Origin of the sequence: Mesohalobacter halotolerans, assembly GCF_006120725.1 — a bacterium.
In the GTDB taxonomy this organism is placed as follows: Bacteria; Bacteroidota; Bacteroidia; order Flavobacteriales; family Flavobacteriaceae; genus Psychroflexus; species Psychroflexus halotolerans.
Genome location: NZ_SWMU01000003.1, coordinates 1 through 14,937, shown reverse-complemented (window position 1 = coordinate 14,937; position 14,937 = coordinate 1). Strand labels below are relative to the sequence as shown.

14 protein-coding genes and 1 pseudogene are annotated in these 14,937 nt (G+C 31.6%); 13 read left to right on the top strand and 2 right to left on the bottom strand.

The genetic code is table 11. The features are described 5' to 3' along the window. The first annotated feature begins 45 nt into the window (after nucleotides 1–45). On the top strand, nucleotides 46–1,944 hold the full coding sequence (gene htpG / locus FCN74_RS07360; protein ID WP_138931959.1) for a molecular chaperone HtpG: 1,899 nt from the start codon (nucleotides 46–48) through the stop codon (nucleotides 1,942–1,944). Between the two features lie 234 nt (nucleotides 1,945–2,178). Then, nucleotides 2,179–3,059, top strand: a pseudogene (locus FCN74_RS07355) (IS982 family transposase). Between the two features lie 184 nt (nucleotides 3,060–3,243). On the opposite strand, the gene FCN74_RS07350 reads toward FCN74_RS07355, so the two are convergent. Continuing rightward, nucleotides 3,244–4,611, bottom strand: coding sequence for a hypothetical protein (locus FCN74_RS07350; protein ID WP_138931957.1), 1,368 nt, complete (start codon nucleotides 4,609–4,611; stop codon nucleotides 3,244–3,246). Nucleotides 4,612–5,488: 877 nt separating this feature from the next. On the opposite strand from FCN74_RS07350, the gene FCN74_RS07345 reads away from it, so the two are divergent. The 11 genes from FCN74_RS07345 to FCN74_RS07300 all read left to right on the top strand — a co-directional run bounded on the left by FCN74_RS07345 (nucleotide 5,489) and on the right by FCN74_RS07300 (nucleotide 14,255). After that, nucleotides 5,489–5,887, top strand: coding sequence for a hypothetical protein (locus tag FCN74_RS07345; protein WP_138931956.1), 399 nt, complete (start codon nucleotides 5,489–5,491; stop codon nucleotides 5,885–5,887). A 22-nt stretch (nucleotides 5,888–5,909) separates the two neighbouring features. Next, complete coding sequence (locus FCN74_RS07340) at nucleotides 5,910–6,821, top strand: fibrobacter succinogenes major paralogous domain-containing protein (RefSeq protein WP_212751766.1); 912 nt, start codon at nucleotides 5,910–5,912, stop codon at nucleotides 6,819–6,821. A 234-nt stretch (nucleotides 6,822–7,055) separates the two neighbouring features. After that, the gene (locus FCN74_RS12070; RefSeq protein ID WP_171047138.1) at nucleotides 7,056–7,208 is read left to right on the top strand and encodes a hypothetical protein; all 153 of its coding nucleotides are present in this window, start codon (nucleotides 7,056–7,058) and stop codon (nucleotides 7,206–7,208) included. Between the two features lie 543 nt (nucleotides 7,209–7,751). After that, nucleotides 7,752–8,564, top strand: coding sequence for a hypothetical protein (locus FCN74_RS07335; protein WP_138931955.1), 813 nt, complete (start codon nucleotides 7,752–7,754; stop codon nucleotides 8,562–8,564). Between the two features lie 36 nt (nucleotides 8,565–8,600). Then, nucleotides 8,601–9,107: a hypothetical protein gene (locus FCN74_RS07330; RefSeq protein ID WP_138931954.1), complete on the top strand. Its 507-nt coding sequence runs from the start codon at nucleotides 8,601–8,603 to the stop codon at nucleotides 9,105–9,107. Between the two features lies 1 nt (nucleotide 9,108). Then, the gene (locus FCN74_RS07325) at nucleotides 9,109–10,467 is read left to right on the top strand and encodes a hypothetical protein (protein ID WP_138931953.1); all 1,359 of its coding nucleotides are present in this window, start codon (nucleotides 9,109–9,111) and stop codon (nucleotides 10,465–10,467) included. Continuing rightward, the gene (locus FCN74_RS07320) at nucleotides 10,451–11,407 is read left to right on the top strand and encodes a C40 family peptidase (RefSeq protein WP_138931952.1); all 957 of its coding nucleotides are present in this window, start codon (nucleotides 10,451–10,453) and stop codon (nucleotides 11,405–11,407) included. The genes FCN74_RS07325 and FCN74_RS07320 overlap by 17 nt, the downstream gene beginning before the upstream one ends. Continuing rightward, nucleotides 11,407–11,556 carry a T9SS type A sorting domain-containing protein gene (locus tag FCN74_RS12420; RefSeq protein ID WP_171047137.1) on the top strand — a complete coding sequence of 50 codons (150 nt, stop codon included), beginning with the start codon at nucleotides 11,407–11,409 and terminating at the stop codon, nucleotides 11,554–11,556. The genes FCN74_RS07320 and FCN74_RS12420 overlap by 1 nt, the downstream gene beginning before the upstream one ends. A 541-nt stretch (nucleotides 11,557–12,097) precedes the next feature. Beyond that, nucleotides 12,098–12,490: a hypothetical protein gene (locus FCN74_RS07310; RefSeq protein WP_138931950.1), complete on the top strand. Its 393-nt coding sequence runs from the start codon at nucleotides 12,098–12,100 to the stop codon at nucleotides 12,488–12,490. A 104-nt stretch (nucleotides 12,491–12,594) separates the two neighbouring features. Continuing rightward, complete coding sequence (locus FCN74_RS07305) at nucleotides 12,595–13,806, top strand: hypothetical protein (RefSeq protein WP_138931949.1); 1,212 nt, start codon at nucleotides 12,595–12,597, stop codon at nucleotides 13,804–13,806. 107 nt (nucleotides 13,807–13,913) lie between these two features. Further along, complete coding sequence (locus FCN74_RS07300) at nucleotides 13,914–14,255, top strand: serine hydrolase (RefSeq protein ID WP_317128790.1); 342 nt, start codon at nucleotides 13,914–13,916, stop codon at nucleotides 14,253–14,255. A 190-nt stretch (nucleotides 14,256–14,445) separates the two neighbouring features. On the opposite strand, the gene FCN74_RS07295 is transcribed toward FCN74_RS07300, so the two are convergent. Next, complete coding sequence (locus FCN74_RS07295; protein WP_138931947.1) at nucleotides 14,446–14,805, bottom strand: lysophospholipid acyltransferase family protein; 360 nt, start codon at nucleotides 14,803–14,805, stop codon at nucleotides 14,446–14,448. Nucleotides 14,806–14,937: the final 132 nt, after the last annotated feature.

The following is a 14,937-nucleotide window of genomic DNA, read 5'->3' as shown; positions in this document are numbered from 1 at the left end:
TTGTTTTGGTCGATTAGATTAAATTCAATTCAAAAAAAATTTAGAATGGCAAATGGTAATATTAATGTATCAGTAGAAAATATTTTTCCACTGATTAAAAAATTTCTTTACAGCGATCACGAAATTTTCCTTAGAGAACTTATCTCTAATGCAACTGATGCAACTCAAAAGCTTAAACACTTAACTCGAATTGGTGAAGCCAAGATTGATATCGGTAACCCACAAATTGAAGTCAAGATTGATAAAGATAATAAGACACTTCACATTATTGATCAGGGTGTCGGTATGTCAGAAGAAGAAGTCAAAAAGTATATCAACGAAGTGGCATTCTCTGGTGCAGAAGAATTTTTAGAAAAATATAAAGACAAAGATTCTAAAGACGCAGGTATTATAGGTCACTTTGGTCTTGGGTTTTATTCAGCCTTTATGGTAGCCAATAAGGTTGAAATCTTGACAAAATCATGGAAAGACGCCCCTGCTGTTCATTGGACATGCGAAGGGACAACAGCGTTTACACTTGAAGAAACCGACAAAAAGACTGATCGCGGGACCGAAATAATTTTACATATCAATGATGATGACAAAGAGTTTTTAGAAGACAATAGAATTTCAGAATTGTTGAATAAATACAACAAATTTATGCCCGTTCCAATTAAATTTGGAACCAAAGAAAAAGAACTCCCTAAGTCAGAAGATGCCAAAGACGATGAAGAGCCTAAAAAAGTGGCTGTTGATAATATTATCAACAACACTGACCCTGCATGGACAAAACAACCCGCTGACCTTGACGAAAAAGACTATAAAAATTTCTACAGAGAGCTTTACCCCATGCAGTTTGAGGAACCTCTGTTTCATATTCACCTTAATGTAGATTACCCTTTTAATTTGACAGGTATTCTCTATTTCCCCAAAATGACACAGGAAATAGCCGCTCAAAAAGATAAAATTCAACTCTACCAAAATCAAGTTTTTGTTACCGACAATGTCGAAGGAATTGTGCCTGAATTTTTAACCATGCTTCGCGGTGTGATTGATTCGCCTGATATTCCTTTAAACGTTTCACGATCTTATTTACAAGCCGATGGTGCTGTAAAGAAAATATCAAGCTATATTTCTAGAAAAGTCGCCGATAAACTCAAATCACTTTTTAACAATAGCCGAGAAGATTTTGAGCAAAAATGGAACGACATCAAAGTTGTGATAGAATACGGTATGCTCACAGAAGATAAGTTCTTTGAAAAAGCGCAAAAATTTGCACTTTACCCAACAGTAGACGGCAACTACCATACCTTTGACGAACTCAAAGAAAAAATAGAAAAAAATCAAACAGACAAAGACGATAAGTTAGTCGTACTTTACGCGTCAGACAAAGAAGCCCAGCATACTTATATACAATCTGCAAAAGACAAAGGTTATGAAGTATTGCTTTTAGATTCACCTATCGTTGCACACCTCATTCAAAAACTAGAAACAGAAAAAGACAATAAAGTATCTTTTGTTCGAGTAGACAGTGATCATATCGATAATCTTATCAAAAAAGATGAAGATAAGGTGTCTAAACTAGATGATGAGCAAAAAGAAACTCTGAAGAAGGAATTTGAAGAAGTGGTTTCTAAAGATAAATATACCATTCAATTGGAAGATGCCGACTCTGATGCCATGCCAATTATGATTACACAGCCAGAATTTATGCGACGTATGAAAGAAATGCAACAAACCGGCGGTGGCGGTGGCATGTTTGGTATGGGTAATATGCCGGAAATGTATAATTTGGTAGTCAATACCAATCATCCATTGATTGAAAATATATTGAATACCAAAACCAAAAAGAAAAAGCAGCGCTTGATCAACCAGTCATTAGACTTAGCTTTATTGTCTCAAAATTTACTCAAGGGTGAAGCAATGACAAAATTCATTAAGCGCAGTTTTGACATGGTTAAATAATTGAAATACGCTTTAATTAAAAGTCAATATCTTTTGTAGATATTGGCTTTTTTTGTTTATATGAGTGATTAAATAAACCTATTTTTGTCTTTTCAACCTAAATTAGATATTTAAAATTCCTAATAATCTTATGATGGTATAAAAATTATAAAAGAACCCGTAGTGCATTATAAAAAAAGTTGTGCAAGCTACTGAAAAGTAGTATATTGTATTGAAAACCAAATCACTACAATCATGCACAACTTTGAAGTAAGTTACAAATTAATTTTAATTAATTAATGAAAATCACAAATAAAGATGAATTTTATTTTAAACCTGTCAAAACCAAGTTATCTGATATTGAACTGATTAGCTTAGTAATTTTAGCTGAATTCAAGTCAATTGATCCTGAACATCAACTTTTTAGAGAGTTGAAAGATACTGCACTTGAAAATAAAATTGAGAGAAGTGTTTACAATAGAAGGAAAAGAAAACGCTTTCCATATTTAGAAGAAATTAGATTGAAAATGACTGAAAAATTTAACGAGTTTAAGAACTATTTTGTTGTCGATAGTATGCCACTTGAAGTTTGTAAATTATCTCGTTCATCACGAAGTAAGATATGTAAAGAACAAGATCATGCACGCCCAAATAAAGGCTATTGTGCTTCACAAAACTTACATTTTTATGGTTACAAGCTTCATGCTGTCTGTTCCATAGACGGTGTTTTTCAAAGTTTCGACCTAAGCCCTGCTTCGGTTCATGATATTCATTATTTGAAAGACATAAAAGATCAAATGACTGATCGTGTGATTCTTGGAGACAAAGGGTATTTGTCTCAAAACGTTCAAATTGATCTATTTGATCAAGCTAATATTGAGCTGGAAACACCAAAACGAAAAAATCAAAAAGATTATCAGCCTCAGTTTTATCAATTTAAAAAATACAGAAAACGAATTGAGACTTTATTTTCACAATTATGCGACCAGTTTAAGATCAGACGAAACTATGCTAAGTCTTTTGATGGATTTAGAGCAAGGGTCTTAGCTAAAATAACTACATTGACAACGATACAATATTTGAATAAATTTGTATTTAACAGAAATAACAATAATTTAAAAATCAATCTCATTTAGATTATGCACCACGGGTTATATATCGTTTAAAGTTAATAAATTTTCAACTTAACAAGTGGTCCGAATTTGTAGGGGTATTATATCAGCTCTATTGATGGCAATCTTCTTTATAAATAAATAGCTTTAGACTTCTAAACAACATCTTTTTAAATAAAAATTAAAAAGTTTTTTTAATGATGATATATTAATGTTTAATTACTACTAAATCAGGGTTTAGCTTAATGACTTTATAGCGTTTATCCTCTTTACTTTTTTTAATGATAAACAAGGCTTTAGTACGGTCACCTAAATATGGTATCAATTGATCATGTAAATCATTAAATAGAACTTTGCGTGTTCTCTTTAACGCATCATAATTTCCTTTATAACCAAGTTGAATCATTAAATCAGAAAATTCAATATAATTAGGATGTTGCGCTAAGTACAGTAAAAGGTCTACTTGTTCTTTTTTTAGTTGATCAAGATGTTTACCTTTAAGTTTTATAGACTTGTTGCGAAGATTTATTTTTAATTTATTTAAATTTTTATAGCCTTTAACACCTATAAAACCAAATACGATAAAAGCTAATAATGCCCCAATATAAATCGCCAATTCAGTATAGCTTTTAAAATCAGTTTTGTATAGAGCATGAGTAGTTAGTGTTTTCTGGACAAGGTCTTGGCTATTAATTGTTAAATAATATAATCTCTCATTACCTGAATTTGTAGTTGCTATTGTATAAGATTGTTCTTCAGGATTGTAATAAAGTATTTTACTCTTAGTGTGGAATTGAGGTGATAATTCGACTTCGCTGAGTGTGTTGGCCTTAAAGTTAATCAGTTTTGCTGGTTCATCAATTTTAGTTAAAAGCAATGTATGGTTGTTGAGGGAGTTAAGATTATAACTTGTCAAGTCTGATTTTGTAGAATATACAGAATTAAAATCTTCGAGAAGACCAAGTTTTTCTAGGCTAAACTGATTTAAATCTAACACATAAACAGCCTCGTCTATGTGTTCAGTTAGATTTGGACTCTTAAAATTTAAATTTATAAAGTAGAGTTGGTCACCAATCACTTGAAAAACATTAGTCGTAATAAATTCTGGAATATCACCTGATGTTTCGACTAAAAACCATTCTCTCGCTTTAAAATCATAGCGCGTCAAGATATTTTTTCTAGTAAATAGGCCGTAGCCACCTAATAAGTAAATTTGGTTATCATGCACAAAATGTACTGAGTAATATTGGTTTTTATGGGTAAAAGACTTATCGTGTCGGGTAAAACTTTGGTTGCTATACTCAACCACCACACCTCCAGCGAAATCGTAAAGATAAGTTTTACCATGTATATGTGCTACACCCATAACGGCTAAGCTAGAATCATCTAAATCAAGCTTGGGAATCTGTTTAAGTTGAAGATCTAAACCATAAACATAAGTAGAATCGTTTAATATAGTAATAGGCTGTTGGGTTTCATGATCCCAAAAAGTGGTTCGCTTAGGTGAATATTTTAAATCTTGAGCAGATAAATATAAACCCATTAAAAACAGCCCCATCGTTAAATAAATTCTCATAGTAAATTTAATTATTGCTTTAACATTAATTCACATAAAAATGATACAAATGCCTTGTTGTAACTGGAGAAAATCACACTACGAAAAAAAATGATTATTATATTATCGCAATATTACACAAATTAGGTCAATAATTAAAGTATTAAATAAAAATCAGTAATAACTTATAACTATATGAACAACAAATACATATAATATTTTTTTTAAATATAATTTGACCTTTATATAAATTTGAATTGTTAGTTAACAAAATTGAAACCTAGCTTAAATTAAAGCTCGTCTAATAATTCATCTATTTGGTTTTTCTACTTAGCCAATCAAAACGTCTTGCTTCTTGCAAGGCGTTTTTTCTTTATTTTTTAAAATCAAACCATATCAGGCTTTTAAACTTATGATAAGTTTTTCAAGATATATTTATATGAATTTTAGCACTTATTTTTTATCTAAAACCGCAAAAACCATAAAGATTTTGTTTTAAAAATAGAGGACAAATGCGGAAAAACCATAAAAAAAATCATGAATTAAGCCCTAAAACAATAAAAATTTATTAGATATATAAATTACTGATAAACAATTAAATACAACTAAATATAGATGTTTAAAAATACGGGTGCCTACGGTTACCCGTATTTTTTTTGAATATAATTTGACTTTAATGTAGGTTTGAATCATTAGTTAACAAAAATATAAAATGAAATAGTGGTTCGATTTTGTCGATGTACTTTATATGCCGCTGATCATTTTATTTTAAAGCTTACATGTTGCACTTATAACTTTAACTTAGAAGTTTATACAAAAAGTGGAGTCCAGAACCCACTATAAAAAACGGGGCGGATTCTGAAAAGCCTTACGAGTAGGGAAATTTAAATTATAAACAATGAAAAAAATAATTTTAAGAGGAATAATAATTGTTTCCTCTGTGTTAATGGCAGGATGTTCTCAGGAAGCACAAAAGCCAGAAGAGATAAAAGTTTCTGAATTGAACACACCCTGTGACTACTTGACTGCTATTATGAGTCACGGCAATGAAATGCTTAAAATACTTGGTAATCCAAATTTTAGCAATTTAGAATACAAAAAAAAAAGAACTATTTTTAGAGGTTTAAGCCAGGTTGAGCGCGAACGTCTTTTTCTATTATATAGAAGTGTTCAAAATATGGGTAGAGCATTCAAAATAAATGATTTTGATGAAGATGATATGAAGGAATGTGAAGGCTATAAAGATTTTATTTTGTTAGATGATAAATTAGATGGACTAGAAAGATTTCTAGATTAATCAAAATCTAAAATAAGAATTTATGAAAAAAGCAAGTTTAATTTTTAGCCTATTTGTAATAGCTTTGATGATGTTATCAGGTTGTGGAGAGTCTGTTAAAGAATCACACATCGGGAAACAAGTATGGATGACAGAAAACCTGAACGTGGACAAATTCCGAAATGGTGACCCTATTCCACACGCAAAAACTATTGATGAATGGAAAGTAGCGGGTTCTAATAAAGAACCAGCCTGGTGTTATTACGACAATGATCCAGCAAATAGTGAAAAATACGGAAAGTTATACAATTGGTACGCAGTGAATGACCCTAGAGGTTTGGCTCCAGAAGGATGGAAGATCCCTTCAAATGAAGATTGGAATCGTTTAACTGAATTTTTAGGAGGAATGGCAGGAAAGAAGATGAAATCTACTGAATTTTGGGCTGATTATGACGGAGAATCAGGCAACGGAACCAACGAAAGCGGTTTTTCAGGTCTTCCTGGCGGTTTCCGTAGCAGGAGTGGGAGGTTCAACTACATTAGTAATGACGGTTTCTGGTGGAGTTCTACAGAGAACGATACAAACAATGCCTGGAACCGCTACCTGTATTATGGCAGTGGCGATTTCTTCAGGAACGGCAGCAACTTTAAGGAAGAAGGGTTGTCTGTCCGTTGCATAAAATCATTAGAAAAGAAAATTAGTTCATCTTCATTTTCAACAACAGTAACTTTTAATGAAGCAGAAATTTTTATGCAAAAAAGGTGTAATGATATAAACCAAACTTTAATGAGAAAACATGTTACCAATTTTAATGGTACAAAAATGTACATGTTTTTATCGGTTGCTAGAGATGGTAATGTTTGTATTAGTTCTATTTCTGAAAATAAGCTTGAAGTGATTGCTGCTGATTGTGGTCCATCAGAAATTAAAATTCAACAATGGAACGCCTTATAATTAAAACTAGATGGTCAACGACAATGTAAAGAAAAACTATAAAAGATATAATCAAAAAAAAACCAAAACGACCATTGCTTGGCGTATTTGTAATTTTTTTGGTTTTGTTGTTATTTATGCTTTAAGCTTAACATCTTGCTAAACATTTAAAAAAAGTGGAGACCAGAAACCACTTGAAAAAACGGGGCGTAATCTGAAAAGCCTTATGAGTAGGAAAATTTAAATTATAAAATTATGGCACAATATGAAGTAGAGTATAAGATGAAAGGTCAATCAAGACAAAAAGTTATCGTTAATGCTTCCGGATACCAAGCAGCTAGAGAAACTGTAAAGTCTATGATGGGACCAAATTGTGAAAATATTACTGGTTGCAAAATGATTCACTAATTTTAATTTCTAAAAGACATCAATTGATGTCTTTTAGTTTTTTATAATGTTAAAAAACAATAATAATATTAAATTGTTTGGGTAATTAACATTCTTAATTTTATTTAAAATGGACAGAAGTTGGTTGCATTTCATTGTGTTACATCTTTCTGTGTTGACCTCTTTTTTGTTAATGAGTTATTAAATATTATTTCTTTTCTCTGTTAGTAATTTACTCTAAAATAAAACTAATTAAATAAGAAAATATGAGGATCAAGAATTTTGAAAAATTTATTTTGTTGAATATGCTAACCAAGCAGGATGGAATAAAAAGAAAAAGAAACATCTTATGTATTAGTTTAAATCACATAGGCTCAGCCTTAAGTCAACGGCTAATGTAGTTTAGTCTTTTGAGATAATCACTCATAATAGGATGTTTTATGTCTCATCAGGGCAAATTAAATAAAATCTATTGGATAATATGGTAATTTTGAAAGTACAAAAGTTTATAATAAAAAGCAGTAATCCTTCGTAGTTTATAATGAAAATTAAAATGATAAAAATTTGAAAATCAATTTAAAAAACCTAATCGTCTTAATTGTCCTTCTATTGGGCTTATCTAGCTGTAGTGAGATAGATGTATATGACGAGTCTGTTATCGTCAATAATGCACTTAATAATGATGAGGATGAGCCTTTGATTACTCAAGATATCACCGTTTCTTATGTAACATCTATAGATAATGGTTTAGATAACAATACCCTTAGACTTTTGGTCAATCTTTCTCCTAATATAGACCTTGAGGCAATTATTGATCTTGGTTTGGTGTATAGCGAAGAACAAAACCCTAATCTATCGGATACTAAGGTGAGTGCAACAAGCATACAAGAATCTAACACAATTGATGTTGAACAACTTATAGAAGGACAAACCTATTATTTTAGAGCTTACATGATTACAAATCAAGGTGTGTTTTATTCTTCTGATGAAGTAGCAGCCACTGTTCCTGAGACCGATTGTACAATCATACCCGAGGACAATCATATTAACGAGTGGTATTATTTAATTGAACCTGAGCAGAATGTTTATAACGCCTCAGATATTTATCAAATCACCGTGTTATCACCTGCTAATTTTAATTTCTCAAATCAATATGAAATTTATCTCTATGTTAATGAAGATGAAATCGAATATATCTGTAATGGTCTCGACTTTGAGAGCTTTTATAACAATGAAGGGATACTTACTTACACCTACAATTACGGAATTCCAGAAAACTTAACACCATCAAGTTGCTACACGATGAGAATAATACCTGCAGCTTGGAGTAACGAAGACGACACTGCGGTATCAAATTCTTTTATGATTTTACAATAATTAATCTTTAAAACTTAAACTATTAAATAACAACTTATGAAACGAATAATTTTAATTTTAACAGCCTCGGTATTTCTTTTTTCTTGCGGATCAAAAGTAAAGTATGTCAAAGAAACTGGCGCTACAGAACTAAAAGAACCCTTTAAAGCTAAAAATTTTCAAGACACAGACACTGAATTTTACTCTATCAGAAATTCAGTAGGCACAAACCTTAACGCTATAAAAGCAGAATCCTTAGCTGCTGCACAAGCAGATTTTTCTCAACGTATTGTAGTAGCGTTAAAGTCTATAGCTGAGCTTAAACTCACCAATAAAGATGAAGCATCTACTAGTGATTTCAACTTGAAGTTAAATGGAATTGGTAATAACTCTATCAAAAAGATAAAAATTGTAGATTCTAAAATCTATACCAGAGGAGCAAATAAAGGGAGTACAAGTACTAAATATGATTATTGGGCGGTGTATAAAGTAGAACTTGCCGAAGTGGTTAAACTGGCAAATAGCTCTAATTTAGGCTTTGAGGTTACTGCCGAGGATTTTTAATATGGAGAAAAAAATCGCTTTGTTTTTTATACTCTTGAGTGGTTATACCTTTGCTCAGGGTATAAATGACTGTCAGTTTAATGAACGTTTTGAAGAAGATCATTATTTCTATTCGAGCCCTCCAAGTGAAAATTTATCAACTAGTGAACTCCGCAAAAAATTAGTCAGTTCCATATTTAGCCTTATTAGAACGGAGTCTAAACTTGAACTTACAAATGTAGATGGAGAAAGCACAAGTGATTTTTCACAACTCTCAATTGTAAAAGCAGAGGCTTTTTTGATTAATCCTAGTCAATGTCAAAAAGATGATGGAACAGTAGTTATTTATATTAGTAAGTCTGTGTTTAATTCATCATTTATAGCTGAATACTCATCAAAGGTAGTATTGTTAAAACGGAGAATCAATAGCTTGTTATTATCTGATTTAAGAAGAGAGTCCTCATTTTTAAAAGAAGATATCATCAATATTAAGAAGGAGTTTGAAAGATTGAAGTTTTTCTTACCCTTTGCAAATTCTATTTCAGATGTAACTTATGATAGTGAAATTGATTCTATATATGAGTCCTTAACAGAGCTTGAAATTTTCTCACTTTCAATTGAAGACCGCATTTTAAAAATAGAAAGTGACTACCTGGTAATGGACTGTAAAGAGGCTCTTCAACAGGTAAGTTCTATATCTTCGGTTGAACTGACTAAAAAACAACGCAGAAGACTTAAAAATCTAAGGAAAAACATAGAAGTGTCTTGTAGGTTAGCCTATAAAAAAGATTTAAAGTTAGCTAAAGAAGAGTCTAGTTTATTTAACAATCTTGAATTTGCAGTTTATTTACAATCTTACCCAATTAATACCTCAAGTGAATTGCCTGATTCTAATGAATTCACACTGGATTCTCCATTTTTAGCTGGTCGTTTAAACTATTTTATTGGGATATCAAACTCCGGTTTAAGATTGGGGCCGTACCTAAGGTACTTTTATCTAGGAGGAGCTATTTTAAGTGATGAGGACAAAAGTGTAGATTTTTCAGATAGCTTTTCTGATGCTGGACTTACACTTCGTTACGAATTTATTAAAAACTTCCTCCAATTTGAGATAAGTGTAGGGCGATCTCTTAATGAAATAAATCCATTAGCCATTACCGGTAGTGAACCCTTTAACTTTATTAACATATCACCAGGTCTAATTTTAGGAACTTCCAAAAAGTTGTCTTTTATGTTTGGTATTGATTATTTGGCTGCAGATGACAACTCTAATTATAAATACGTCACAGCAAAACTAGGGCTAAACTATAATATAGAATTTAAAAAAATCAACAAAAACGAGAAGAAAAATTTAAAGGGCAAGTATGAAATTAAAGATTAGCGCATTATTTCTATTTATTGTTTTAGGGTCTTGCTCAGTCCAGCAAAAGCAGATTAATCAAACATCTAAAGAAGTTCAATTGCCCTTTAGTAAAAAGGATTACCCTGATACAAACGAGTCGTTTTACGTTATTTCTAATGCTATAGGCACTAACTTAAACGCCGTTAAGTCTCAAGCTTTGGCAGATGCGCAATTTAATTTAGCCCAACGAGCTATTAGTGTTATTGAATCTCACTTAACTTCAGAGTTGTCTAATGCTAATGAGCTTTCAAACAGTAAAACAAGGCTAAATTCAGTATCTAAATCAAATGTGTTCGCAAATAAAATTGCCCTTATAGATTCAAAATCTTTTATTAAGGATAATGGCAAATATGAATACTGGGCTGTATTTTCTGTCGATTTAGATGAAGTAACTAAGATTATCAATAAAAAAGCTAATTTAAATTTAAAGAAGGATTTTTATAAATCAGCCATAGATAAGGACTTTCAGCTTAGTGTAAAGGAGAAAAAAAATCCTAGAGAAGATGAAATTTCTAAAAGCACTTTAAATGAATCAGATCTAGCAGACAAAATTATTACGGAGTCTAAAAAATATATTGGAGTACCTTATGTATGGGGTGGAGAAAACCCAGAGACTGGCTTTGATTGCTCAGGTTATGTGCAATGGGTGTTGAATGAATCTTTAGGACTTTATATACCCAGAACATCAAAACAACAGTATAACTTTTTTAAATCCAAAATTGCTAAAAACCTTAAGTCTATAAAGTCTGGAGATATTTTGTTTTTTAAAACCATAAGTTCTCCTGTATCCCATGTTGGTATTGCTATAAATGATAAATCGTTTATACATGCCCCTAATTCAGATAGTAAAATACGTATTGACGAGTTAGAAGGATATTGGACGAATAGATTTGTGGCTGGATATGCGGTTAGCCCTTGATGTTTGTTCAAAAGTTAAACCAGCTTGAATTATCAGCAAGTGCAGCACCTCTAAAGATTAATGTTATAGATTTAGCCGCTGGTAATTACTTTATAAGGCTAACTACCCAAGAGCAGTCAAGTATCGTTAAACGTTTTATTAAGCGCTAAACTAATTCTATAACCCTAAGTTTGTTTTTTTGTCTAGCCAATCAAAACGTCTTGTCTTTTGCAAGGCGTTTTTTCTTTATATTTAAAACCAAACCATATCAGGCTTTTAAACTTATGATAAGTTTTTCAAGATATATTTATATAAATTTTAGCACTTCTTTTTATCTAAAACAGCAAAAAACATAAAGTTTTGTGGTTTAAAAATAGAGTATATCACAGAAAAAACCATAAAAAAGCCATGAATTAAGCCCTAAAACAATAAAAATTTATTAGATATATAAATTACTGATAAACAATTAAATACAACTAAATATAGATGTTTAAAAATACGGGTGCCTACGGTTACCCGTATTTTTTTTGAATATGACTTGATTTTAATATATGTTTAATCATTGATTAACAAAATTTGAAATGAAATAGTGGTTCGATTTTGTCGATGTATTTTATATACCGCTGATCATTTTATTTTAAAACTTACATGTTGCACTTATAACTTGAACTTAGATAAACTTAAAAAATAAAACTAAAATTTAAAAAACCAATGAAAGTAATAAAATCAATAACAATTTTAGGAATAATCACAATTATCACGTCTATGTTGACAAGTTGTAATGACGGTAATATATATACTGGAACTTGGTCTTCTTTATATGGAGAGGGAAACCTACACAATAATTATTCACATTCAATATTTATTGAATTAAACCCAAACGGAAGCTTAAAAGCATACGAGAGAGATACTAGCGGCTCTGGTGTTAATTCATGTGCGTCACAAGGGAATTATTCCATTTCTAATAATGAAATCACAGTATCTGGTGTAACTAATTCTAATTGTCCCTGGATGAGTAAAGTTAATGGAACATATTACAGTAGTGAAAATTCAGAGTATTATATCCTTAAGAATAATTATTTAAAAGTTTTAAAAGAAAAGTAGGTAACTAAAATAAGTTTAAATAAAAGTGGGGTCCAGAACCCACTCAAAAAAACGGGGCGTAATCTGAAAAGCCTTATGGGTAGGGAAATTAAAATTATAAAATTATGAAAGACAAATTTGAAAATTTAAAAGACAATTTTATAAACGCTTCAAACCAAAATAATAGGTCAACAGTAGAGCTATGTATAACGGAACTTTCGTCTGGTAACTTTCCAAAGGCTATAGATTTAAGTGAGGAATTAATCAAGAAAGACATCAACGATTCTGTTGGTTGGGCAACAAAAGCATTATCTCAAGCTCATTTATTTGATTATAATAATAATCTATTTTTCCTTAAATCTTCTCATACATCTTTGGAAGAATTTAGAGCTAAAACTTCATTATCCTCAAAGGAAATAATGACAGTTGAATCAATTTTTATTACAACCGTTCTTGACAGAACAATAGACCTGGTTACTGAAAGAGTTAAAGAGGTTATTGAATTAAGACGCAAAGCAATGGCTGAAAAAGCTAAAGCTAGTGCTGCTGCAATTGGTGCAGCCATGAGTGCTTATGCTGGAAGTCAATCAAAATCAGACGTTGGAAAAATACTCGGTTATGGCGGTGCTATTGCAGGTACTGCTGCCAGCACTCACTTTAATTCTAACGCTGAGCTTTTAAATAATGCTTCAAAAGGTGTTTTTGGTGTTGCAGTGGCGAATATTTCAATGACTGTTGGTAGTGCAATGACACTCAAAAGAAATTTAAATGACCTCGATTTTGCTTTACGTGAGGAGGCAACTATGGTACTTAAAAACTGGGTTAATACTCTAGCTTTCCTCTACCAACAAGTGATAGAAAATCTACTTGTTTATGCTGAAGAACTGAAAAAACAAAATCCATTTACAAAAGCTTACCGAAAAGCATCAATCAATTTGGTAAATGCACCAGAAGCTACTCAATTTGTCTACTTATCAAAAATTCTGGGAATTGAAAATTCAATTCCACAATTCAAAGAACTTGAAGCCAATATGCTTAAATTAAAAAAAATAGATGAAAATGAAATTAAATCAGCTGTAAATAAAATGCATTTTATAGCATTAAGTATTATTGCTTTGATGTTCATTTTGATGGTAATTGGTATTGAAGCTGGCGCAATTTTTTTATTTCCTATAGGCCTTTTTACATATTCATTATTTATCTTTAAACCATTAGGTAAAGCTGGGGAATTAAAACAATCTGTAAAGGAGTTTGTAGATAGAATGAAAAACTTTAAAGTATCAAGCGATAAAATTATAGTTGAAAATATGATACCTCAAGACAAATCTTTAGACTAAAAAAATGGGACGTAAACAGAAATGCCTTTTAAATGTAAGCTTCCCTTAATTAGAACTGTTTATTATTCCAATACTGTTACAAATTTATTATTTTTAATTAAAAATTAATTATCGCATATTTCACTGGTGGAATTTATTCAAACACAGGTGACTTGTCAAAATTTGTCATGGCTCAATTTGACGACAGAGAAAAACTACTTACGATGACTCAGAATAAAACTTTTGAGGTTAATAAAAATTTAGTAATAGCCTTAGGTTGGCATATTGTCAAACAACCAAATAGAGATCAGCTTTTATGGCATAATGGTGGTACAGGTGATTACACTTCATCAATTGCTATTGATTTAAAAAATCAGAAAGCGGTGATCATTTTATCCAATGTTTCTGCTTTTCATCCTAGACAATCAAATATTGACAAACTAACTTTCGAGATACTGAAAGACTTATAAGCATGGATTTAAGCCTTTTTTTGGTGTTTCCAACGCCTATGAGACCAGAAATAATATTCAGGTCGTTTATAATTTGAGCTTCGAGTTGATTAAAGTATAAATCTGTAATTTCAAAATCTTGATGGGTTTTGGCTTTTGTGGTTAATGTAATGAGCTCCACCTCATAAAAACCGCGTTTTACCTTGTCAATTTACATATAACACATATTGTGGTCTAAACGCTTGGCCAAAACTTCAGCCCCGACAAAAACAGGTGTTTCAACGCCCAAAAAAGTTGTCCAGTGCTTTATATTTTGAGCTTTTGGCGACTGGTCAGCTATCATACCATATATGGCTTTTTGGTGGTGTATCTTATTTTTAAACATCACCTTGGGCAAATCATTTTTATCGATCATTTCCACACCAAATCGCCCGAGCTCTACTTCAGCAGCGTTGCCGGCATGGATAACTTCTACCGAGCGGAGGGCTTCTCTGTGCGTTGCCTCAAGGATTAACCCTGTGGAATACCGCAGGGCGGTAGCTGTGCAACAGCTATTCCACAGGGTTGACACTTTTTACCCTGAGCGAAGCTTTAGCGGAGTCGAAGAGTGATTAGCGGAGCGATTTGATTGATTTTTACACTGAGCGATAGCCGAAGTGTGACACTTTATCCTGCCATTCCGCTTTTTCAGCGGATGGCAGGA